Below are 21,816 nucleotides of genomic sequence, written 5' to 3'. Positions count from 1 at the left end.
GGGAGGACAACCATCATGAGTCCACGTGAAACCGCACAGCGTCGTGGCGGACTCGGACGCGGGCTGGCAGCACTCATCCCGACCGGACCGGTGGACGACCAAGCAACCGGTGCGCCTCGCATGGGGGCGGCGGCTGCCGACGTCGTGATCGGCAAGTCGGCTGCTCCGGAGTCCAGCACTCAGGGGCCAGCCGCGGCAGGCGGGGCCACCACGGCCACACTCACTCAACCCCTTGCCCACGACGAGGTCGGTGCGGTCTATCGCGAGATCCCGCCCGCCGAGATCGAACCCAACCCGAACCAGCCGCGCACGGTTTTCGACGAGGAAGCCCTCGCCGAACTGGTTCACTCGATCACCGAATTCGGTCTGATGCAGCCGATCGTCGTGCGCGAGCTGTCCACACCGACGGCATCGGGCGTCCGATTCCAGTTGGTCATGGGTGAGCGACGGTGGCGGGCCAGTCAGGAAGCCGGCCTCGAGGCCATCCCCGCGATCGTCCGCGAGACGGCCGACGGCGACATGCTGCGCGACGCGCTGCTCGAGAATATCCATCGGGCTCAGCTCAATCCGCTGGAAGAGGCTGCCGCGTACCAGCAGCTGCTCGACGAGTTCGGCGTGACCCACGAGGAACTCGCCTCCCGGCTCGGCCGGTCACGCCCGTTGATCTCGAACATGATCCGCCTCCTGAAGCTCCCGATCCCGGTCCAGCGTCGGGTCGCGGCCGGGGTGTTGTCGGCGGGCCACGCCCGCGCGCTCCTCTCGTTGGAGACCGGAAGCGACGCGCAGGAGGCACTTGCTGCACGCATCGTTGCCGAGGGGTTGTCGGTGCGAGCCACCGAAGAGGCGGTCACCCTTGCAAACCGGGGGGACGGACCGGACGGTCGGTCGCCGGCCGCGCCCAAGCGTCGGCAGATGCAGATGCCCGGACTCCAGGATCTTGCCGAGCGACTCTCGGATCGGCTCGACACGAGGGTTACAGTCGGATTGGGTAAGCGAAAGGGCAAGATCGTGGTGGAGTTCGGATCGGTGGAAGACCTCGAGCGGATTGTCGGCGTCATCGACCCCAAGAAGTGATTCGTCGGCCGGAAATCCCCTCATGATGACCCACGGAAGTTATGTCACTGTGACGACAGCTCGCCCTGCCACCGAAATGCCCTGGGCTGCAGCATTTTTGGCCGAACAGGTGCTGAAGTCGGAGATCGGGTGACGATGGGCATCGGAATCGTTCGCCTTGACCTCGACTCGTTCGAGTTGCTGCCCCAACACACGCGACGATGTGTGTTCTGGGAGGTGGACCCGGCCACAAATCAGGCGCGGTCCCCTGACACGGCGATGTTCGGTGACCTCGGAGCGTTCGAGAGCGAGTTCGACAAAGAAGCGTGGATCTCCGGACTCCTGCTCGAATGGGGAACGTGCGGGCAGGTCGCAGTGGATACGGCAACCAACAGTGTTGTCGGGACGGCCTTCTACGCCCCGCCCAATCGTGTGCCCCGGTCGACGTCCTTTCCCACTTCCCCGGTGAGTCACGACGCTGTGCTGCTGACGAGTATTCGAACCGAACCCGGTCACGACGAAGCCGCGACGGTCCTGCTCGATGCGGTGCTCGCAGATCTGATGCGACGAGGCGTTCGGGCTGTCGAGGCGTTCGGTCTGGTCCGGTCGGCGCACCAGGCGGGTGGCGGTGAGGTCGCCTCGGAAGAGGGATTGAGTTCGTGGACGGACGAATCCATCGTCGAAGTCGCCCGAGAGATCCTCGACGGCCCCCAAGATGACCTGTGTCCCGTCTGCATGATCGATGCCGGCTTCCTCAAGGACTCTGCGTTCGACGTTGTCGCGAGCCATCCTCGGTTCCCGCGATTTCGACTGGAACTCGACGAGGGGCTCGGCTGGAAGTTCGAGGTCGAGAGTGCCCTCGAGAAGCTGGTGGTGATGGCGGCGATCGACCTGGCAGGTCGTGAGCGCAGCGCAGTACCGGTGGGCCTAGCGGGAGATCTCTTCGGCCGCCAGTAGCTCGGCGAAAGTGTAACTGCCGGTGGGCCTGTCGTCCTGGCCCAGCAGGTACAGGCGTTTGACCGCAACCAGGATCGCCTCGGCAATGACGTTGCGGTAGTTCGAATCCGCAAGCGTCGCAGCATCTTCGGGATTGGTGATGTAGCCGATGTCGATGAGTGCGACGGGCATCCGGGTCAGTCGCAACAGATCCCACGTGCGTTCGTGGGTGCGGCAGTCGGCCAGTGGTGTGCGGGCAGCGATCTCGCGCTGAATGTAGCCGGCGAGGTTGCGGCCGATGGTCGAGTACGAGCCGTGGCTGTTTCCGAAGTAGAACGACGCCACGCCATGTGCCTTCGGGTTGCGGTAGTGCCCGCAGCGCAACGCGATCATCAGGTCGGCGTCCATGAGGTTCGCGACCCGTGCTCGTTCGTCGTCGGAGGGATGTCCGCGGCCGTCGTGCGACAGGAACGTTTCCATGCCGGCCGCCGCCATGCGCCCTTCGAGCCGGGCGGCGAGGTCCCATAGCAAGCGCGATTCGCGCTCGGCGGTGTCGCCGACCGAAAGGTCGTGCAGGCCACCGGAACCCGGATCGATCAGGATGCGTTTACCGGACAACCGAGGACCCGAGCGTCGGACATGTTCCTCTTCTCGGATCGCATGCGGCGATCCACCGGTGACCCGGGTGCCGAGACGCTCGAGCGAACGCAGGGTCGCCGGTCCGCAGATGCCGTCGGAGGACAGTCCGTACTCGCTCTGGTAGAGCCGGACGGCGGTGTCGGTGGTTTCCCCGAAGACTCCGTCGACCAGTGAGGTGTAGTAGCCGAGATTCTGCAGCCGGCTTTGCAGCGTCGCCACATCGTCGCCGACCATCGGCGCCGAGAAGCGGAACGCCAATACGCGGGCGCCGAGCTGATACGAGGCCTCGCGAAGGGCCCGGTACGTGGCCGGACCGACGATTCCGTCGACGATGAGCCCGCGCTCCTGCTGGAAAGCGCGCACGGCGTGATCAGTCGCGTCGTCGAAGATCTCTTCCGGTGGGGTCCAGCCGTTGGTGCGCGAGTTGGATACGAATCCGGCGGCAGGGGCGGTCAGAAGACCACGTCCGGCCAGGATGGCGCGGATCTCGGCAACCGCCGATCCGTGATCCCCCAGGCGGAACAATGGCATCGCTGACACTCCTCGTCTCGTCAGGCTGCATTCTCTCAGGTGGCCCCGGCACCGCCAAATACTGGCGCTGCCGAGGCCTTGACCTGGGATGTTGCTTACCCGGGTGTGGGTGTCAGGCGGAGGTGCCCACCACGGTGTCGAGTTCACGCAGGAGCGCGGCCTTGCCCTTGGCTCCGACGATGGTCTTGGTGGGCTGACCGTTCTCGAACAGGATCATGGTCGGGATCGACATGATCTGGAAGTCACGCGCGGTCGCGGGGCTCTCGTCGACGTCGAGCTTGGCGACGGTGAGCTTGTCGCCGTGGTCGCGGGCGATCTCCTCGAGCACCGGCGCGACCATGCGGCACGGACCGCACCAGGTCGCCCAGAAGTCGACGAGTACCGGCTTGTCGGAGCCGAGCACGGTGTCCTTGAATGTGGCGTCGTTGACGACGACGGTGTTTGCACCCATGGTGGTGTCCTCCTCAGTGGATAAGGTGTGTTGCTGGTGTCAGGCGGGGGCTTGGACGGGCTCGGCGTCGGCCACGGTCAGGTCGGCGGCCTCCCCCTGTTCGGCGAGCCAGCGCTCGGCGTCGATCGCGGCGGCACATCCGCTGCCGGCGGCGGTGATCGCCTGGCGGTAGGTGTGGTCGACGAGGTCGCCGGCGGCAAAGACGCCGGGCAGCGACGTGTACGTGGTGCGACCCTGCACCTGCACATATCCCTCGCTGTCGAGGTCGACCTGGCCGCGCACCAGTTCGCTGCGCGGGTCGTGCCCGATGGCGACGAACATGCCCGTGACGTCGAGATTCTGGGTTTCACCGGTCCGGGTGTCGGCGAGCACGAGACCGCTGACCGAACCGTCGCCGATGACCGACTGCACGCCGGCGTTGGTGACGAAGCGGATCTTGTCGTTGGCCTTGGCCCGCTCGAGCATGATCTTGGACGCCCGGAACTCCTCGCGCCGGTGCACCAGCGTCACGCTGCGCGCGAACTTGGTCAGGAAGGTCGCTTCTTCCATGGCCGAGTCGCCACCACCGATCACGGCGATGTCCTGATCCTTGAAGAAGAAGCCGTCGCAGGTGGCGCAGGCTGAGACGCCGCGGCCGAGGAGCTGCTGCTCCCCCTCCACACCCAGGTAACGGGCTGCGGCACCCATGGCGAGGATGACTGCGCGGGCCCGGAAGACCTCGCCGCCGGCCTCGACCTCCTTCACCGCACCGGTGAGGCGCACCGCGTCGACGTCCTCCATGCGGAGGTCGGCGCCGAAGCGCAGCGCCTGCTCACGCATCTCGTCCATCAGTGCGGGGCCCTGGATGCCGTTCTGGAAGCCGGGAAAGTTCTCCACCTCGGTGGTGGTCATCAGTGCGCCGCCGAACTGGGTGCCCTCGAAGACGATCGGCGCCAACTCGGCGCGCGCCGCGTACACCGCTGCGGTGTATCCGGCAGGTCCCGAACCGACGATGATCACCTCATGGATCTGGTTCGATGTCGTCTCGCTCATCTATCCTCCGTGCTCTGACGCCGATTGCCTCGTCCCGGGTTGCCGGGAGGGCGTCACGGCTGCTTCAACACAAGGGTAAGCGGAGATGTTCCCCCATCGGTGACCTGCACCGAGTGATTCGGCCAGACGTCTGACTCAGGGTGCGCCGATGGTGGTGCGGGTGATGGTGGAGGGGTGACCGGTGTCACAGTCGGTACCGACCACCAGGGCGTCGAAGCGACCGGCGACTCCGGTCGACAGCAGAATGACGGCGGCCGGCCGTCCGTCGCTGGTGATCGGTCCCGACCCGACGACCACCGCGTCGTCGGGCACACCGTTGGCGGCGAGGCAGCGTCGTAGTGCGGCGGCGGATCCGAACGGAGCGCTGTCGGAATGGCCGAGGACCGACAACGCAGAGACGAGTTCGTCCCCGCTGAGTGTGCGCGAGGGCGTGGCGGGGGTCGGCGACGCCGCGATGGGTGGTGCGGCGTCATCGGAGGAGGCCCTTATGACGAGCACCGACACCCCGAGGACGACGAACAGCAGTACCACTGCGGCAGCCGAGAGAATCCGCGTGCGCGGTGGATGCGAACCGGCGCGGGATGGCGGCGCCGCGGCGAGATCGGTGAGGGTGGCACCCACACGCGCGCGGACATCATCGGGAACGTCGACCATGTCGGTGGCACTGGCAGCGAGATCGTGTCGCGTGGCGGCCAGTGCGCGCAGGACAGCCTGGGCGTGCGGGTCGTGGGCGATCTGCTGAAACATATGTGCCGCAACATCATCGGGTAGGGCTCCGGCATCGAGATCGGCGAGGAGGTCGGCAGAGTAGGGCGGATCTGGCAGATCACTCTGCGGGGTCATCGTTTCAGTCTTCCATTCTGGGTGTGCGTCGGATCGGGTTGCATCGGTTCGGTGGTCTCGATGTCTTGGACGCACGCGATCCAGTTTCGGTTCCCATCAATTCTCACGGAGATGCCCCAGCGCCTTGGCGAGTCGCAGCCGGCCGCGCGCACAGCGACTCTTGATCGTGCCCTCCGCGACGCCGAGCAGCTTCGCCGCGTCGGCGACGGAGTATCCCTCGATGTCGACAGCCACTATCGCGGCGCGCTGATCGGCGGTGAGCACGTCGAGAGCACGACCGATCGACACCGAAAGATCAACTGCTGCAGTGTGATCCGTTACGTCCATCAGTTCCGGAACATCCCATCCGGGAAGTGAGATGGCCTTCTGCGCCTTGGTCCGCCGAATCCGATCGAAACACGAGTTGAGCACGATGCGATGCAGCCAACTGATGACCTTGGCGTCGGCCCGAAACCGGTGAGCGGTGCGATGCGCGCTGAGCAGGGCGTCTTGGAGGGCGTCGGCGGCGTCGTCGGGGTTTCCGGTGGTGCGGTATGCGAGTGACCAGAGGTATGTGAGGTGGCGTTCGATGAGGATGGTGAAGGCTTGGGGGTCGCCGTTGCCGTGGGCGGTGATGAGTTCTTCGTCGGTGCGCGTATCTGACGCGTGCAGTTGACGTTTCCCCCAGGCCATGGGCTGAGACTAGTGCAGGATCGGGGTGGTCGATGGTCGATGTCGGGGTTGTGCACAGCGGTGTGAGGTGTGGACGTGGACAGTCCGGCTACGGCGACGCGCGGACGTGGCGGACGTGGAGCCGAAGACCTCGACAAGACAGATCTCCCCGCAGCGGTCCGGCTGATCCTCCAGACCGATCAGCCACGCCGAGAACATCGACTCGGGCGTCAACATCGCTCGACACGTCACCTCGACCCGCCCGCGAAGCGGTGTCATACCCCAGAGGGTCGACTGTGCCTCGCGTACGACCTCCAACCATGTGGCGAATCTAGACCGCACGGTCTATGATTAGACCGTGCGGTCGAAACTCGAATCCGAACGGACCTTTGCCGACCAAGCGCGTCGGCGGCAGATCGTCGCATGCGCAATCGATCTGATCGCCGAAGTCGGCTACCCGCAGGCGTCGCTGGCGAAGATCGCCGAGCGCGCTGGCATCGCGAAAAGTGTTGTGCTCTACCATTTCAAGAACAAGGACGAAATCGTCGAGGGTGTCGTTGCCTCGGTGTTCGAGGCGTCCGTCGCGATCATTGCTCCGCGCGTGCTGGCTGCGACAACGCCGCCGGAGCGACTCATTGCTTACATCGAGTCGAATGGTGAGTTCCTCGATCGCCACCGTCGAGAAGCCGTGGCCTTGCACGAGGTGTCCCTTGGCTATCGCGACGCGTCGGGTCGACGATTCGATCAGGCGGTGGTAGCCGATGTCGAAGAGCACGGCATTCCAAGCGAATTCGCGATACTCGACCCACTCGTCATCCTGCAGAAGGGTTTGACCTCAGGCGAGTTCGCGTCCGACGCAGATCCGCTGACACTCAAGAACATTCTTCGCGCGTCCCTCGACGGGGCGGTGAGCGAACTGTCGCGCGACGCCGACTACGACGTGATCGCGCACTGCGCCGCTGTACGGAACTTGTTCGTCAACGCGTTAGGAGCACAGTCATGAGCCCACGTGTCACAATCCTGGCCTTCGGGACCCGCGGCGACGTCGCGCCCATCATCGGTCTGGCCGCGGGTCTGCAAGGCGACCTCGGCGCGGATGTATCTGTAGCGGCGCAGCACCCGTACGAGCAGATGGTCACCGATGCTGGACTCGAGTTCCGACTCTTGCCGCGTGACACCGAGAGTGACACGCGTGCTTCAGAGTACGGACAAGCGATGGTCGACGGTCCTCGAATGCGACCGACAAAGGACGCGTTGGCGGGCATGCGACGAGATCTGGTGGGCGTCGGAGAAGCCATGGCGAAGGCGTCCGCCGATGCCGACCTCGTCCTGTGTGAAGGGCCCGTCGGCGGTCTGCTCGGATGGCATGCGGCCCAAGCCTGCGGTGTCCGGAGCGCAGCGCTGATGCTGCAGCCTGCCTACCCGACAGGCGATTTCGCTCCCCCGGCACTCGGTACCAGGTCGTTCGGGCGCTTCGGTAACCGTACGGCCTGGCGATTGGGCGCAGCCGGTGAGCGCGTGTTTGCGCCTCTGGTGGACGATCTACGGGCATCGCTGGGATTGCCGGACCAATCGCGAAGCAGTGTGCAGAAGCGCAAGCGTGAGTGGATCCAACTCTGCGGCTTCAGTGAGTCCGTCGTCGCACGACCCCGAGACTGGCCGGAGAGCGTTCACATCACCGGATACTGGTGGCCGGACGATGATTCGGAGTATCAGCCACCGGCCGAATTGGCGTCCTTCCTCGAGGACGGCCCGCCACCGGTCTACGTCGGCCTGGGTAGCACCGCGCTGAGCGATGGGAGCGAAATCAGCGACATGGTTAGAGCGGCCCTACGCGCAGCGGGACGTCGCGGCCTCGTTAATCGCGGATGGGCGAATCTCGATGGAGGCTCGGATGATCCGGATGTGCTGACGATCGACGATGTTCCTCATAGCTGGTTGCTTCCGCGTGTCTCGGCCGCGATCCATCACTGCGGCGCAGGTACAACCGCCGCGACTCTACGGGCGGGCATCCCCAGCGTCGCGCTACCCGGGATCATGGACCAACCGTTCTGGGCGCTGCGCTTGCATCGACTCGGCTGTGCGCCCGAGCCGATTCCCCGAACCTCGGCCACCCGCGACAATCTGGCCGCGGCATTGTCGGCGTTGTCCGACGACAAGGGTGCCGAGTATCGGTTTCGTGCAAGAGAGTTGGCCGATCACCTCGCGCGAGAGGACGGTGTGGCCAACGCCGTCGCACTTGTCGAGCGCGTGCTCGCCGGGTCGGCCTGAATGTCATTCAAACTGAACAACAACGCCCGGCACCAACTGTAACCGTGGGTATTCTCAGCGCGGAACCGCGACCTGCGACGGTCGTCACCGAACAGGGGGAATCAGATGACGATGACGGATCCGGCGAAACACCTTACCACCAAGCAGATTACGGCAGTGTCTGACAACACGCAGAAGAAGGTCGGTGAGTGGATCACCTGGCCGCAGCGCGCACGAGCGTCGAACCTCGCCTGGTGGTGGGGCAGCCTGACCGTTGCCGTGCTCGGCCTGTTCTGGCTGGGGTGGTGGGGAATGCACCCGGGAGCGCCGTCGTGCGACGGGGAGACCATGAGCCCTGGTGACAGTTGCATCTTCACCAACGGTGGTGCCAAGAGCTACGACGAAATGGCCGAGCCCAAGACGGCCCTCGCGATTGCCTGCGCGGTCATCGCGGTGCTCCTGGTGGCCTGGGTGACGACGGTGAGCCTGCGGGCCCGCAAACCAACGCCGGCCGAGGCGGCCTCTTTCTCTGCGACGGCGACCGCCTATCGCGCGTCCGTGGTCGAGTCGGTGCAGGGCAACCCAGACGATGCGGTTATGGCGTACCACCTCGAGCTGCTCGACAAGATGGTCGCCAAGGCGTTGGAGCGCAACGGTATCGAGATCCGTGGAGACCAAGTGTCCGTTGTCTGACCGGCCATGGCGGTACCGTCGTCGCGTGGACACGAACCCGTTGGACAACCCGGCGTATGCGGCACTGTCCGGCCCGCACGCCCATGTTGCCGAGCGTCGTGGTCGGGCGCTGCGGTATCCGGCGGACGTCAACCCGATCGCAGCGTTGCCGTTGGATCCGACCCAGCAGGATTGGGCCGACGCATGCGAACTCGTCGGTCCCGGCGGCTCCCTGTTTCTCCCCGTAGTGCCGGTGAACCCGCCGCCCGACTGGCATGTTCGACTGAGCATGCCCGGCGTTCAGATGGTGGCCGAGCACATGCTCGACCTCGAATCCGACGAGGAGGCAGCCGAACTCGGAGCGTCCGACGTACTCGACATGCTGGATTTGGTCGGACGCACGCGACCCGGACCCTTCGCCGAACGGACCATCGAACTCGGCACCTACCTCGGTATTCGCCGCCATGGTCGGCTCGTCGCGATGGGTGGCGAACGCCTGCTGGTGCCCGGATGGACCGAGATCAGTGCCGTGTGTTCCGATCCGCAGTTCCGGGGTCAGGGTTTGGCGGGTAGTCTGATAATACTGCTGTGCAACCGGATTCGCGCTCGCGGGCGGACACCGTTCTTGCACGTCGCGAGCGACAACACCAATGCCATCCGGCTCTATGAGCACCTCGGGTTCGTCGTGCGCGCCGAGGTGATGTTCACGCTGTTGACGGCGCCGAAGTGAGGTGGAGCGGAGGGGCGGATCAGACCAACGGGATCCCCAGCCGGTTGCGTACTCGGGTGTCCCACAGGAACAGTCGGAAGATCAACTGTGCCAACCACAATGGTTTGCGACGCTCGCGTTTGACGAGCTTGCCGACGTAGCTGTCGAACCACCGTTGATCGGCCGTCGACCAATCGACACCCATGGCGTCCCGGAAGGGTTCCGGTAGGTAGCCGATGGTACGACGGTACTTCACCGGTCCGTAGCGCTTCTGCACCCAGCGTGGTGCGTACCCGAAATTGGCTATGCCGAGCAGGAATTCGCGGATCTCGTCGTCGATGTGGAGGTTGGCCGTCTGCTCGTTCCAGTACGTCTCGAACGCGTCGCGATCGACAGGCCAGAGTTCGGCCGGCATCTGCAGAGTGGTTCCGCAGACCTTGCCCTGCTGGTAGAACTCCTCGCGCTGTGCGCCGCGCAGTGGTCCGCGCACACGCTCGTAGATGTCTTCCCAGCCGAGGTACAGGCATGCCGCGACCCACAATTGGAGCCGCGGATCCATCGCGTTGTACTCGACGGGACTGTCGTCGACCGAACGGACCTGTGCGTGTTGACGATTCACCGCCTGCCGAAATCGCCGTCGGTCGTCGGCACTACCCATCGCGGCCACCGCGAGGTACGACGCCGTCGTGCGCCCACGCTTGATCGGATGCAGATCGAGGCGTCCACTCTCGACCGTGCTGTGTGCGACTCCGTAGCCGATGGCGGGATTGGCGAGTTGCATGATGACGTTCGCCGTACTCATCGTCTGTCCCATCGACAGCAGCGACTTCGCAAACAGCCTGCTGTCGATGTGATCCATCTCGACCCGCGACATCCGGTGGGTGTCTTGCGCCATGGTCTCCCCCAACACTCAATCTGACTACGTCTGTAACCAGATACCTCGAGTATGCGGTGCTATCGGCACACTGTCAACGACCACCCGCAGCCGCGCGGCCGCGTACCAGCAGGAAGAAGGGAATGGCGGTCGCGATCCCCACGCCGAACGTCAGCACCAGCGACGCCAGCCACCACCGCAGAATGCGGAGCTTCTTGGCCTCGACGACCGCCCACAGGTGGAAGGCGATCACAACGTAGGTCAGGTCGACCATCGCGAAGCGGCCGGGTGTGGTCTTGAGGATGTCTCCGCCGAAGAAGTCGCCGACCGATCGCCAGCCGTTCTCGCGGACGTAAGGTATGGCGATGGCGTTCTGGGTGACGAACGCGGAGAGGAACACGATCAGTAGTGAGCGTTCGCGCCACGGTGATGGGGTGTCGGTCTGCGTGGTCATCGGTCCTCCTGGTGGGTGGTTGCGTCGGGCGTCATGGTGCCAGCCAGCGTGCGTGCGCATCGATGAACAGCTCAACCCCGACATCGCGAATGGCTGTGAGGTCGAACAGCGACGCGTCGGCGGTGTCGTCGGGGCCGAAGCCCTGGGTGTGACTCGTGTACCAGTCCACGAGGAGCTGGGTGATGGCGCCGACCAGGGCGATCGCGGCCAAACGCTGACTGGCCGCTGCGGGGACACCGCCCCTCGCGAGCAGGATGATGAGGTCCGCCCAACCGTGAATTGCGTTGAGGCGCAATCGTTCCAGATCCTCGTCGACACCCACCACCTCGACCAACATGACGCGGGCCCGATGGGGATTCTCGGCGAGCGCGGTGATGAACGCGCCCAGGGTGGCACGGGCTACAACGGGGACGTCCGTGGTGGCCACTCCCCCGCCGTCGGCCGGCAACAGTGGCGTCGCGACCTCCATGACCTGTGATCGTGCGAAGGTGACGCAGTCCTCGTAGACGCCGGCCAGCAACGCCGAGCGGTCGGCGAAGGATTCGTAGAAGTAGCGCTGGGTGAGACCGGCGTGGTCGCACACCCGCTTCACCGAAACGGCGCGGAAGCCGTGGGTTCCGAACAATTCGAGTCCCGCGGAGATCAGCTCCGCGCGGCGACGCTCGCGGCGGAGGTCCGCGTCGGCTCCTCCATACCGTCGACCCTCGGTTTCGCTCACGACCCTCTTTCCGTTGTCGGCCGCGTCCGACGATAGACCGGACGCATCTGACATGCTATCGTGTCAGAAATTGGCTATCTGACCCGATCTCGTGTCAGATGAACCGTGAGGAGCCGACATGCTGGACTTTCTGCCCGAAGCGATGCGAGAACCGACAGTTGTCGCGATCCCGTTCTTCGTGACGATGGTGGTACTGGAATGGGTGGCCGCCGCCAAGCTCGAGCACACCGAGACGCAGCGGCCGTCGCAGCGAGAGGTGCGCGAGTCGTCCGCGGCCGGCACTTACAACTGGCGTGACTCGCGGGCGAGCCTGCAGATGGGGCTCGTCTCCATCGCGACCAGCGCAGGGTGGAAGGCCCTTGGGCTCCTCGCCTACTCCGCGATTTTCGCCTACCTCGCGCCGTGGCAACTGTCGGCGACGACGTGGTGGACGTGGGTGGTGGCCTTCGTCGCGCTCGACTTCCTGTTCTATTGGGAACATCGGATGGCGCATCGTGTCCGACTGATCTGGGCGACGCACCAGGCCCATCACTCAAGCGAGTACTTCAACTTCACGACGGCCCTGCGGCAGAAGTGGAACAACAGTGCAGGACTGGTGATGTGGTTGCCCCTCCCCTTGCTCGGGATTCCACCCGCCGTGGTGTTCGGTGTGTACTCTCTGAATCTGGTCTACCAGTTCTGGATTCACACGGAGCGCATCGGAAAGCTCTGGCGACCTATTGAATTCGTCTTCAACACACCGTCGCATCACCGCGTGCACCACGGCAGTGACGCCGACTACCTCGACCGCAACTACGGCGGCACCTTCATCATCTGGGACCGCATGTTCGGCACCTTCACCGCCGAGGCGCAGCGTCCCACCTATGGACTCACCAAGCCGATCGACACCTACAACATCTGGCGTCTGCAGACCCACGAGTATGCGGCGATCCTTCGAGATGTCCGACACACGAGAGGCTTTCGCAATCGGCTTGGGTACCTGTTCGGTCCGCCCGGATGGACGGCCCCCGACCCCGACGAGGTGTCAAGCTCCCGCGCGGAGCACGACACAGTGAAGATTCGGTGAGGACTCGCGCAACTGCACCCGACGTGGCCGCGACCCGGCGTAGCATCCCTGCGCATGAGAACGTGGCGTGACGTACGCGTCGCGCTGATTGCTGTCTCGGCATCGGCAGCGCTCATCGCCGGGTGTTCGTCCGACCCATCCCCACCGCCCGAGTTCGCCGGCCCGCTGATGGGTGCACCGATCGCGGATGGGAGATCGCCGGAGCCGACGGCGCTCGCGGCGGCACCCGAAACGCGAGCGGTCAAGGGCTACAGTGTGACCCGACTCCCCTATCGAACGCGTCGAGCGGGTGACCCGGCCCAGAATTTCGCCGATCTGTACCTGCCGGACGGCAAGCATCCATCGCGATCGGTCCCTCTCGTGATCCTCGTCCACGGTGGATCATGGAAGGCCGAGTACGACCTCACGATGATGCGTCCCTTCGCCATCGATCTCGTACGACGCGGCTTTGCGGTCTACAACATCGAGTTCCGTCGGGTGGGTTCCGGCGGCGGGTGGCCGACGACGTTCACCGACGCGGCCGACGCGGTGAACGGTCTCGTCGACCTTGCGCGCACCCGGCCGCAACTCGATCTCGCCGAGACCGTGATTCTCGGCTACAGTTCCGGCGGACAGCTCGCCACCTGGTTGGCATGTCGACATCGGTTGTCCGGCAACCGGACTGTCAGTCATGAACTGGGCAGCACGCCGCGTTTCCGGCCCGCTCGAGTGGTGTCGGTGTCGGCCCCGCTGGCCATGGCGTTCGCCGCGGAACACGGCAACAGTCGTATCGTCGCGCTGATGGGCGGAACACCCGAGCAGGTTCCCGAACGGTACCGCGCCGTCGACCCGATCGCGCTCATCGATCCGCAGGTGCCGGTGATCGCGGTGCACGGCGACAGCGACCGTCTGGTGCCGGCCGTGCTGTCGACGCGATACATCAGTGCGGTTGTGGCGGCCGGGGGACTCGGCCGGCTCGTGGTCGCGCCGGGCAGCAGTCACGGGACGGTCGCACGGCGCGGGACGGCGTCCTACCGGGAGATCCTGGACATCGTCACCGGCTTCACGCGCAAATCCGTTGAGGAGATGCGTAATTCGCGGCCGAGGTGATCAGGCCGTCATCGACACCTGGGCGACCTCGGCCTGGTAGCGGCCCTGTGAGTTCTGCGGTAGTGAGGTGATCCAGACCATGAGGTACGGACTTGCCTGCGGGTTGGGGATGGTGATGGTGGTCGTCGGCCGGTTGACGTTGCCGGTGGCCACCTCGGTGGTCTGAGCGAAGGTCGGATTCGCACTCGGCGACGTCCGGATGGAGACGGTGAAACCCGGTGTCGCAGTCCGGATTGTGACCGTCTTGACGGCTTTCGATCCGCCCACGTCGAAGAGCAGTCCCAAGCCGTTCTTGAGACCTCCGAACGCCGGTGAGCGCATGTACGGATCGGTCTTCCACGGGGGAGCAGCACCGGTGATGACGTTGTTGACGTTGGTCGACGGGTCCGGCGGCTGACTGGAGAAGTCCTGCACGGTGACCGATTGCAGCGCGACGGGCGCACCTTGTGCCGCCGGGCCCGGACCCGCGGGCGGCGCCGAGGCCGACGGGGGTGCGGAGGTGGTCAGGATGGAGTCGATATCCGAGGATTCGCCCCCGCCGCCAAAGATGTTGGAGGCCCACACGATCAGCGCGATGACCAGGAACAGGGCGAGCAGGCCGGCACCGACGAGCAGACCGACGTTGCGCTTCTTGTGCGCGGGATCGTCCTGCTCGGTGGTCCGGGACGCCATCGCGACCGGCTCGGTGGCGTCGTCGCGGATGGCCGGCAGCATGTCGGTGTTGAGGTCGAGCACCGTCGCCTGGTCGAGCACGTGCTGAACGGTGGCGGCGGTCCGGATGCCGCGACTTCCGTCGAGCGCCCGCGCAGCCACCGCAGAGATCTCGAAGGGGATGTCGGGGTTGACCTCTCGCGGCTCGATGGGCTCCCCACCCGGGCCGGGCTCGGCGACCGCGAGTCCACCGACCGGCTTGCCTGGCCCGGCGGTGGTGGTCAGTCGCGAACCCGATTCGGCGTCCAACGGCCACCGGTTGAGGAGAAGCGCGTAGAGCACCGCGCCGAGTCCGCGAACGTCTGACGCCTTGTCGTCACCGGCGAGCGTGCCCGGGAAGGCGAGGACCGCATTGCCCTCGTGGCTGATCCGGATGCGGTTCGGGTGGTCGATGGACAGGGCGCCACCGGAACGGTGGGCCAGTTCGGCTGCGGCGGCGAGCGATCGGACGGCACGCGCAGCGCCGATCGGGGACGGACCCGACGCGGCGACGTCGGCCAGGGACGAGCCCTCGACCCATTCGGCGACGACAATCCCGCCGGACGATCCGCGCACGACGTCGAGCACGCGCGCCACACCGTCGGAGTTCACCTGTCCGAGACGGAGAGTGCGGGACAACACCGCCTGGGGGCCCTGATCAGATGCCTTGACCGCGACCCCGCGCTCGGGAGGTGGTGCGAGTTGTTCGGCGTCGACGAAGGTGAGGGCGACGTTGCGGTCGAGATTGACGTCGAGGGCACGCCAGAACTGCAGACCGCGGGTGCCGCCGTGGTGATCGAGTAGTCGGTAGCGGCCGCCCGCGACGACGGCGCCGGGCACCAGCCGCGGACCTCGGGGTCGGGGTGCCGGTGCGGGGGAGGACTCGGCGCGCGGGTCGCTGTCGTTGCGGGGGGCAGCGTCGGGACCGGGGGGATCCGTCGGTATGGGGTGTGAAGCCGCCGGATCGGAAGCTGTGGTGTCGACCTCGCTGTCGCTCACGCGCCGAACTCCTTTCCTCCGGTACCGCATGTCACGGGGCGGCGCCGCTGGGCGCGGGTCGTTCTGCAGGCGCGGTGCGTCCCGATAGCCGGTGGCGCCACCGGAATGCACCGAGTAGGACTGCCACGTCGCCGTGCCCCGGTCGAACCGACGCAGCACTTGTACTTGACCAGAGTACGGGAGCGATTCGTCGTCGGTGACGCGCGGAAACTGAACCGTGATCGTTGCGGCACTCTCCTGCTGCGGAACCGGTGGCGGCGCGAGCGATGGGATGAACCGTCCGAGCAAGCGGCGGACCGCCATTCCGATCGCCACGACGTCCGGCACCCGGAACGCGGCGAGGAGAGCGTAGGTCACGCCCAGCACGATGGCGGCCGTGAAGGCCAGGTACAGCAGTGATCCGAACTTGGCGAGATGCTCGATGAGCATGTGCAGTCCCGACAGGGTGGCGACCAGCCAGACGAGTGCGGCCACGGCGATCGACACGGCGAGGGTGACGACCGTCGTCCGCGTCACCCCGCGCAAGTGCACGTTGCCCAGCCGACGTTTCAAGAGGAAATGCCCGACGATCGCGCCGACGAGATACCCGAGCCCGTTGGACAGGGCGAGCCAGCGGACCACCAGATCCGGATCGTCGAACAGGACCGGACCGAGATAGGACGCACCCACCTTGATGGCGGTGATGCCGAGGACCATGAGGGTCGGGGTCCAGGCGTCCTCGCGGGCGTAGAAGACGCGCAGCTGCACCAGCGTCATCGCGTACGGGATGAGGGTGAAGGCGCCCCAGGCGAGGACCGAGCCGAGCTGGCTGGCGTCGTCGGCGCTGAACTTGCCGAAGTTGAAGACCGCCACACCCAGGGCCGGGCCGAAGAACGTCATGTAGGCGACCACCGGCACCAGCGCGACCATGGTGAGCCGGGTGGCCAGCGACAGGTCGTCGACGACGGCGCGGGTGTCGTCGGCGGCGGCGTTGCGCGAGAGCCGCGGCATGATCGCGGTCAGGATGGTGACGCCGAGGACGCCGTAGGGCAGCTGCAACAGTTGCCAGTGGGTGGCGTACACACTGATGCCCGACGCGGTGGCCGACGATGCGATCCGGTAGGTGATCACCAGTCCGACCTGCAGGATCGCGACATAGATGACGATCGCGAGTGCCATGTTGCCGAACCGTCGGAGCCGATCGTCGAGTCCCCACTCCAAGCGCAGGTGCACCCCCGCGCGACGCAGCCAGGGGAGCAGGATCGACGCCTGCATGACGACGCCCAGCGTGGTGCCGATGCCGAGCACCAACAGTTGCGGGTCGGTCATCCGCACCGGATTGAGGGTGATCGTTCCCGGCATCAACGCGTAGAGCACCAGGGTGGAGATCTGGACGATGTTGTTGAGCACCGGTGCCCACGCGCCCGGTTTGAAGAAGCCCTTCATGTTGAGGATCGCGATGAAGAGCGCCGAGAGCCCGTAGAACAGGATCTCCGGCAGGAGCAGATAGGCCAGCGCAGTGGTGAGCGGACGGTTGACCTCGCCGTTGCCGACGTTGAGATAGGTGAGCAGGGGAGCGGCGATCAGGGCGATGACCGTCGCGGCACCCAACGTGACCACGGTGAGCGTGAAGATCCGGTTGATGAAACTGCGTCCGCCGTCGGGGTCCTCGGCTTCCGCACGCACCAGGACGGGGATGACGATCGCCGTCAGGACCGCGCCGAGCACCACCTCGGCGATCATGTTGGGCAGCACGTAGGCGGCCTGGAACGCGGAGGCGACCGCCGGACCGAGCATCGCCAGGACCAGCACCGTCCGGACGAATCCGGTGATTCGGCTGGTCAGGGTCGCCAGTGCGATCGAACCGCTGGTGCGCAGGATGCTCGAGTCGGAGTCGCGCGCCAGTCCGGTGGACGACGCCGGCTCGTCGTCGGACGTGACCGCGGCCGCAGGCCGTTCGTGGCCGGCCGGTTGCTCCGGCAGCGGTGCGCGGCGTTCGGGGGGAGATGGTCGACGTGGCGGTTGCGAGCGGCCGGCGATCGGAGGCTGCTCGCCGATCGGTCCGGCCAACGGTGCGGCACCGCGAGCCGGCGTGCCCGGGCGCGGCCCGGTGCGTTGCGATTCGTTGCGCTGCGGTCCGTTGCGTTGCGGCTCAATACGTTGCGGCATGGCTCGGTCGGGTGGCGTCGGCCGACCACTCGGTGGTCGCGGCCGGTTCCGTGGGTCCGGGCTCATGCCTGGATTCTTGCGGTCCTCGGTCATCGCGGACCGCCGGCGTCGTCGGGCGGCTCCGGGTCCGGATGCGACCCGATCTCTTCGTGGTGCAGGTTGCGGCGTCGTTCCTGGTAGCTGCTGCCTGCGAGGAGACGTTCGAGGTCGTCGGGTTCGGGACGGTCGGCGTCGGCGGGATCCGGTTCGCCGCGGAAGCGATGCCACAGCCGTCGTGCGACGAGGAGCACCAGCGCGGCTCCGGCGACGATGGTGACGATGAACAGGACGCGCCCGTACGCGTTGGATCGCAGGGAGAGCGTGATCGGTTCACCGAGTGACAAGCCGGTCACCGTGGACAGGCTGATCGCCACCGACGTGGCCTCCGACGACTCTGCGCGCGTGGGCAATTGGATCTGCCTGGTCCCGTTGGCCGGGATCTCGACCACGCCGACATCACCGACCTCCAGATCGGCCGGGCCGCTCGTGGTGATCTTCACACGTACCGGGAGGTCGAGCTGGTTGCGGACCACGAGCAACAAGGGGCTGCGTTCGGAGGCCAGCGTGTACCGACCGCCGGGATCGAGAATGGTCACCTCGCCACGCATGCGCTGCAGGGTCGACGACACGGCGGTCACCCGTTCGCTCTGTGCGCCGGCCGTCTGCGCACGGGCGGCGGTCCCGGCCAGCGCGGGTGTCTGCATGGCGCGCAACAGATCTTCGCGCAGGGGCGACATGTATCGCTCGGGGGAGGCGTCGACGTCGGCCGACGACACCAGCGACCCTTGGAGCTGCCAGCTGACCTCGGCGTTGTCCCGGATTGCGGCGGTGGTCGACGGGGTGAGCACCGACCCCAGGCGGGCGATCGGACCGACGCCGGGCGGGTTGGCGAGGCGGGCCGCATCGGTGGCCCGCGACACCGCGTCGGCCACCGTGCCGAGCGGTACCGCGGTCGCTGCGCCGGAGTCCACCAGGAGCCGGGTCGCGTCGAACAGTGCCCTGATGTCGGCGAGCGTCGGTGACCAGTAGGTCGACGGCATCAGGAGCTCGCTTCGGCCCACCGTGGGCCGCCGTTGTTCGGCGCTGTTCGCCGAGGCCTGGGCCACCGGCGCGGCGATCGCCGGATAGGCCAGCGCCGCGATCGCGGCCTGGCGACGGCTGAGATCGGATTCCGCTGCGAGGTCGACGACCTGGTCGGATGGGGTGATCGGGGGTGTCGTGGGTGCGGTGCCGAGACCTGCGAACGCGGCGCTGATCGGGGCCTCGTAGGTGGCGACCCCGAGCCCGTCCACCCGGTAGAGGCCGGATTCGGCCGACTTCTGTGGTCGCACCGAGCCGGATGTGAGCGCAACTCCCGGAATCCGGGCGCCGGTGAGGACGCCCGCACCTTCGCGGTCGACGGCGCCGAGCGCGGGGATCGCGAGGGTTCGAATGCTGCGCACCCCCAGGATCGCGTCGATCACGTCGGCCGGTGACTCGAGGGCCGCGGTGGACAGCGCGAGGTTCCCGACCCGCGCCAACGAGGTCAGATCCGCTTGGGCGAACGGCAGGGCCACCACGCACAGGCGTCCGGCGATCCTGCGTAGTTCGGACAGCCAGGCACCGGCGGCGTCGCTGCCGATCCCGTCGACCGTCGGTGAGCGCGGGTCGGCGAGATTCGTCGACACCTGGTAGCCGAGCGACATCGCACGGACGGTGATGAGGAGATCGGGGTCGATGGCCAGGCACAGGCCGCCGGCCAGTGCGGCCGCGGGCGGTGGGGGAGTCTGCTGGTCACCGGAGTTGTCGTCGGTGTTGTCATCGCCCTCCTGCGACGACCCGGACTCGACCTTCTCCCGAGGTGCGGGGCCGACGACGTCTTCGAGCGCGGCGAGCAGCGTGTGCAGGCGGCCACCGTCGCTCACCGAACGGGCCAGATCCTCGCCGATCAGGCGAACGGGCTCGGTGTTGCCGCCGAGGACACCAGCCGCGAGCTGCGGTGGCGCGGCCAGCGGCCACAGCATCGTCATCCGTGACGGGCTGGCGAGATTCGCCGACACCGAGCCGTCCGGTCCCAGGCCGGGCGTGCTCGACTCGCTCGGATCCTCGGTGGTCGGCGGCACATAGTCGGCGGCGCGGGCGGCGTCGGGCGGCAACGACAACACGGGCAGCAGGGTTCGCGACCCGGCGACCTGCGCGGTGTCCCCGTAGTCGGGAATCCCGTTGACGTTGACCTGCAGCGGGTACACCCCGGGTTGCGAGATCCGCAGTCCGTCGGCCGCCGACAGCGCCATCGAGATCCGGAACTGCGCGCGCGATCGCGGTGGGAGGACGTCGCTCACCCGCGTGAACGGACTGGCCGCGGCCACCGGCGGATGGTCGAGCGCCAGCGAACTGCGCAGCTGCGACGCCGAACTCACTGCGTCGCCGCGTTCGAGGCGGATCGTGACGTCGCGGATGCTGCGGTCGCTCGTGTTGTCGACATATCCGGTGACGGTCACGGTCGAGCTGCTCGTGGTGGTCACCATGGTCGGGTTCATCGACTCGATCACGATGCGCGCGAACGACGGGAACGCGCCCGCGTCGTCGGGTGCGGCCGCGCTGCGCCCCGCGAACGGATTGAGTCCCACGAACGGGTTGGCGAGCAGCGCGAGGAGAAGTGTCACGGACAGCGAGACGAGCAGTTTCCGTGCACGTCGAGACCGTCGACGAACTCGAGGCGCCACCGACCGTGGTGGACCGTCAGTCATCGCCTGCCGGTGGCCGACGCGACCGGCGACGGCGCCGACGAGACCGTGCCGGTGGCGGCGTCTCGTTTCGGCGCTCGTTGCGCGCGGCTGCGGCTTTCTCATAGGCGTTGGGTTCGGTGCGGATGCTGTCGGCCTCCGACTGGGCCAGTCGATTCGGATCGGCGGCGAGGTCGGCGATCACGCCGCGGGCCATCCGGGCCAGTCGCCGCTCGTCAGAGTACGTGAGACGGCGCGGTAGCTCAGCCAACGGCACCCACGCGACCTCGCTGACCTCGTAGTCGTCGTCGGAGAGCTCGCCGCCGACGCTGCGCAGCAGATAGTGATGCACCGTCTTGTGGATGCGGCGGCCCTCGCTGACGAACCAGTAGTCGATCTTGCCGAGGGGGGCCACCACCGTGCCCTGGATGCCGGTCTCTTCGGCGACCTCGCGAATGGCGGTCTGCTCGGCGGTCTCCCCGGTTTCGATGTGCCCCTTCGGCAACGACCACATCATCCGGCCCCGCCGGTCCACCCGGCCGATCAGTGCCGCGGCGAGCTGATCGACGGGAAGGTCGAGGTCGGAGATCACCAGGCCGCCGGCCGAGGTCTCCCGCACGGTGCGCAGTCGTTCGCCGTTGGGCCGTTCGGCCCGCGGTGGTCGGCGCCGCTTCTTGGTCGTCGGCTTTCCCGGGACCTTGGCGGCCGACGCCAGACCGGTCTTGGTGATGGTCGCGGTCACGGAGACGAGGTCGGAGGGCTTCGGCGGGGTCACTCGTGGCCTCTGCCGGTCCGGGTCCACCGGCAGCTTGTCGACAGGTCGGTTGTCTGCCGATGGGGCTTCGATCAGGGCGGATTGGCGGTCGGCACTCTGCGCAGCCGTCGACCCCGGTGCACGGCCGTGCGCCACGTCGTTGGGTGTGGGAACGGGCGCCGACGGCGCGCTGCCGCGTCGCTCGCCTCGAGCCTGCCCGGGGTCGGCCGAAACCGGCTGGGCGGTCCGGCCCGACAGCTGCGGACTGTCGGGTGTCCGTGCTTCGCCCTTGCGTCCGCCACGCCGACGTCGTCCGCGACGATTGCGGCGCCGCGACGCACCCTGCTGACCGGTGGTCGAGCCCGCGGAATCGTCCTGAGCGGCGGCTTCGGCTGCCCGACCGTTCGTCATTCGACCACCCGACGCGACGTCATCTGCGACGCCTGAAGGGTTGGTTGAGGGATCGGTGGGCACGCCCCCGACTCTAGCCGCTGGTCACCTGCTGTTTGCCTG

19 protein-coding genes are annotated in these 21,816 nt (G+C 66.8%); 8 read left to right on the top strand and 11 right to left on the bottom strand.

The features are described from left to right. Positions 1 to 15 precede the first annotated feature (15 nt). Together MKW15_RS01765 and MKW15_RS01760 are read left to right on the top strand one after the other, a co-directional pair. Positions 16 to 1,074: a ParB/RepB/Spo0J family partition protein gene (locus MKW15_RS01765; protein ID WP_240855503.1), complete on the top strand. Its 1,059-nt coding sequence runs from the start codon at positions 16 to 18 to the stop codon at positions 1,072 to 1,074. Positions 1,075 to 1,209: 135 nt separating this feature from the next. Beyond that, positions 1,210 to 2,010, top strand: a complete 801-nt coding sequence (locus MKW15_RS01760) for a hypothetical protein (RefSeq protein ID WP_240855501.1) — start codon at positions 1,210 to 1,212, stop codon at positions 2,008 to 2,010. Here MKW15_RS01760 and MKW15_RS01755 read toward each other — a convergent pair. From MKW15_RS01755 to sigM, 5 genes are all read right to left on the bottom strand, one after another. Further along, complete coding sequence (locus tag MKW15_RS01755) at positions 1,981 to 3,159, bottom strand: N-acetylmuramoyl-L-alanine amidase (protein WP_240855498.1); 1,179 nt, start codon at positions 3,157 to 3,159, stop codon at positions 1,981 to 1,983. The genes MKW15_RS01760 and MKW15_RS01755 overlap by 30 nt on opposite strands. 112 nt (positions 3,160 to 3,271) lie before the next feature. Then, positions 3,272 to 3,610, bottom strand: a complete 339-nt coding sequence (gene trxA, locus MKW15_RS01750; RefSeq protein ID WP_240855497.1) for a thioredoxin — start codon at positions 3,608 to 3,610, stop codon at positions 3,272 to 3,274. A 39-nt stretch (positions 3,611 to 3,649) separates the two neighbouring features. Continuing rightward, positions 3,650 to 4,642, bottom strand: a complete 993-nt coding sequence (gene trxB / locus MKW15_RS01745) for a thioredoxin-disulfide reductase (RefSeq protein WP_240855491.1) — start codon at positions 4,640 to 4,642, stop codon at positions 3,650 to 3,652. A 135-nt stretch (positions 4,643 to 4,777) separates the two neighbouring features. Next, positions 4,778 to 5,485, bottom strand: a complete 708-nt coding sequence (locus MKW15_RS01740) for a hypothetical protein (RefSeq protein ID WP_240855489.1) — start codon at positions 5,483 to 5,485, stop codon at positions 4,778 to 4,780. 96 nt (positions 5,486 to 5,581) lie between these two features. Then, complete coding sequence (gene sigM / locus MKW15_RS01735) at positions 5,582 to 6,157, bottom strand: RNA polymerase sigma factor SigM (protein ID WP_240855487.1); 576 nt, start codon at positions 6,155 to 6,157, stop codon at positions 5,582 to 5,584. 337 nt (positions 6,158 to 6,494) lie between these two features. Between sigM and MKW15_RS01730 the strand changes: the two genes are divergently transcribed. The 4 genes from MKW15_RS01730 (at position 6,495) to MKW15_RS01715 (ending at position 9,788) form a co-directional block, all read left to right on the top strand. Then, positions 6,495 to 7,139: a TetR/AcrR family transcriptional regulator gene (locus tag MKW15_RS01730; RefSeq protein ID WP_240855485.1), complete on the top strand. Its 645-nt coding sequence runs from the start codon at positions 6,495 to 6,497 to the stop codon at positions 7,137 to 7,139. Next, complete coding sequence (locus tag MKW15_RS01725) at positions 7,136 to 8,407, top strand: glycosyltransferase (protein ID WP_240855483.1); 1,272 nt, start codon at positions 7,136 to 7,138, stop codon at positions 8,405 to 8,407. The genes MKW15_RS01730 and MKW15_RS01725 overlap by 4 nt, the downstream gene beginning before the upstream one ends. Before the next feature lie 156 nt (positions 8,408 to 8,563). Then, entirely contained in the window at positions 8,564 to 9,079 is a 516-nt protein-coding gene (locus MKW15_RS01720; protein ID WP_240855482.1) for a hypothetical protein, read from the top strand. A 25-nt stretch (positions 9,080 to 9,104) separates the two neighbouring features. Beyond that, a complete protein-coding gene (locus MKW15_RS01715; protein WP_240855480.1) occupies positions 9,105 to 9,788 on the top strand; it encodes a GNAT family N-acetyltransferase in 684 nt (227 codons plus the stop codon). A gap of 19 nt (positions 9,789 to 9,807) precedes the next feature. Here the strand turns inward: MKW15_RS01715 and MKW15_RS01710 are convergent, their stop codons facing one another. From MKW15_RS01710 to MKW15_RS01700, 3 genes are all read right to left on the bottom strand, one after another. Further along, positions 9,808 to 10,662: an oxygenase MpaB family protein gene (locus MKW15_RS01710; RefSeq protein WP_240855475.1), complete on the bottom strand. Its 855-nt coding sequence runs from the start codon at positions 10,660 to 10,662 to the stop codon at positions 9,808 to 9,810. Positions 10,663 to 10,735: 73 nt separating this feature from the next. Further along, positions 10,736 to 11,095, bottom strand: a complete 360-nt coding sequence (locus tag MKW15_RS01705; protein ID WP_240855470.1) for a DUF2834 domain-containing protein — start codon at positions 11,093 to 11,095, stop codon at positions 10,736 to 10,738. A 31-nt stretch (positions 11,096 to 11,126) separates the two neighbouring features. Continuing rightward, the gene (locus MKW15_RS01700) at positions 11,127 to 11,813 is read right to left on the bottom strand and encodes a TetR/AcrR family transcriptional regulator (RefSeq protein WP_240855468.1); all 687 of its coding nucleotides are present in this window, start codon (positions 11,811 to 11,813) and stop codon (positions 11,127 to 11,129) included. Positions 11,814 to 11,931: 118 nt separating this feature from the next. Between MKW15_RS01700 and MKW15_RS01695 the strand changes: the two genes are divergently transcribed. Then, positions 11,932 to 12,879 carry a sterol desaturase family protein gene (locus MKW15_RS01695; RefSeq protein ID WP_240855466.1) on the top strand — a complete coding sequence of 316 codons (948 nt, stop codon included), beginning with the start codon at positions 11,932 to 11,934 and terminating at the stop codon, positions 12,877 to 12,879. Positions 12,880 to 12,933: 54 nt separating this feature from the next. Continuing rightward, positions 12,934 to 13,968 carry an alpha/beta hydrolase family protein gene (locus MKW15_RS01690; RefSeq protein ID WP_240855463.1) on the top strand — a complete coding sequence of 345 codons (1,035 nt, stop codon included), beginning with the start codon at positions 12,934 to 12,936 and terminating at the stop codon, positions 13,966 to 13,968. Here the strand turns inward: MKW15_RS01690 and murJ are convergent, their stop codons facing one another. From murJ to MKW15_RS01675, 3 genes are all read right to left on the bottom strand, one after another. Then, on the bottom strand, positions 13,969 to 17,805 hold the full coding sequence (gene murJ / locus MKW15_RS01685) for a murein biosynthesis integral membrane protein MurJ (protein WP_462476161.1): 3,837 nt from the start codon (positions 17,803 to 17,805) through the stop codon (positions 13,969 to 13,971). An 89-nt stretch (positions 17,806 to 17,894) separates the two neighbouring features. Next, a complete protein-coding gene (locus tag MKW15_RS01680; RefSeq protein ID WP_240855455.1) occupies positions 17,895 to 20,573 on the bottom strand; it encodes a DUF6049 family protein in 2,679 nt (892 codons plus the stop codon). Next, a complete protein-coding gene (locus MKW15_RS01675) occupies positions 20,566 to 21,777 on the bottom strand; it encodes an NUDIX domain-containing protein (RefSeq protein ID WP_240855453.1) in 1,212 nt (403 codons plus the stop codon). The genes MKW15_RS01680 and MKW15_RS01675 overlap by 8 nt, the downstream gene beginning before the upstream one ends. Positions 21,778 to 21,816 lie beyond the last annotated feature (39 nt).

The sequence above is a fragment of the Gordonia gummivorans genome (assembly GCF_022513585.1).
Taxonomy (GTDB): Bacteria; Actinomycetota; Actinomycetes; order Mycobacteriales; family Mycobacteriaceae; genus Gordonia.
Note: the sequence above shows the minus strand (reverse complement) of the source record. Positions and strands in the feature narration are given on the sequence as shown.

What these genes read in the sequence shown, in the direction of transcription:
- MKW15_RS01765 (WP_240855503.1), top strand. Translation starts at nt 16, where the DNA reads ATGAGTCCACGTGAAACCGCACAGCGTCGTGGCGGACTCGGACGCGGG.
- MKW15_RS01760 (WP_240855501.1), top strand. Translation starts at nt 1,210, where the DNA reads ATGGGCATCGGAATCGTTCGCCTTGACCTCGACTCGTTCGAGTTGCTG.
- MKW15_RS01755 (WP_240855498.1), bottom strand. Translation starts at nt 3,159, where the DNA reads ATGCCATTGTTCCGCCTGGGGGATCACGGATCGGCGGTTGCCGAGATC.
- trxA (WP_240855497.1), bottom strand. Translation starts at nt 3,610, where the DNA reads ATGGGTGCAAACACCGTCGTCGTCAACGACGCCACATTCAAGGACACC.
- trxB (WP_240855491.1), bottom strand. Translation starts at nt 4,642, where the DNA reads ATGAGCGAGACGACATCGAACCAGATCCATGAGGTGATCATCGTCGGT.
- MKW15_RS01740 (WP_240855489.1), bottom strand. Translation starts at nt 5,485, where the DNA reads ATGACCCCGCAGAGTGATCTGCCAGATCCGCCCTACTCTGCCGACCTC.
- sigM (WP_240855487.1), bottom strand. Translation starts at nt 6,157, where the DNA reads ATGGCCTGGGGGAAACGTCAACTGCACGCGTCAGATACGCGCACCGAC.
- MKW15_RS01725 (WP_240855483.1), top strand. Translation starts at nt 7,136, where the DNA reads ATGAGCCCACGTGTCACAATCCTGGCCTTCGGGACCCGCGGCGACGTC.
- MKW15_RS01710 (WP_240855475.1), bottom strand. Translation starts at nt 10,662, where the DNA reads ATGGCGCAAGACACCCACCGGATGTCGCGGGTCGAGATGGATCACATC.
- MKW15_RS01705 (WP_240855470.1), bottom strand. Translation starts at nt 11,095, where the DNA reads ATGACCACGCAGACCGACACCCCATCACCGTGGCGCGAACGCTCACTA.
- MKW15_RS01695 (WP_240855466.1), top strand. Translation starts at nt 11,932, where the DNA reads ATGCTGGACTTTCTGCCCGAAGCGATGCGAGAACCGACAGTTGTCGCG.
- MKW15_RS01690 (WP_240855463.1), top strand. Translation starts at nt 12,934, where the DNA reads ATGAGAACGTGGCGTGACGTACGCGTCGCGCTGATTGCTGTCTCGGCA.
- murJ (WP_462476161.1), bottom strand. Translation starts at nt 17,805, where the DNA reads ATGCCGCAACGTATTGAGCCGCAACGCAACGGACCGCAGCGCAACGAA.
- MKW15_RS01680 (WP_240855455.1), bottom strand. Translation starts at nt 20,573, where the DNA reads ATGACTGACGGTCCACCACGGTCGGTGGCGCCTCGAGTTCGTCGACGG.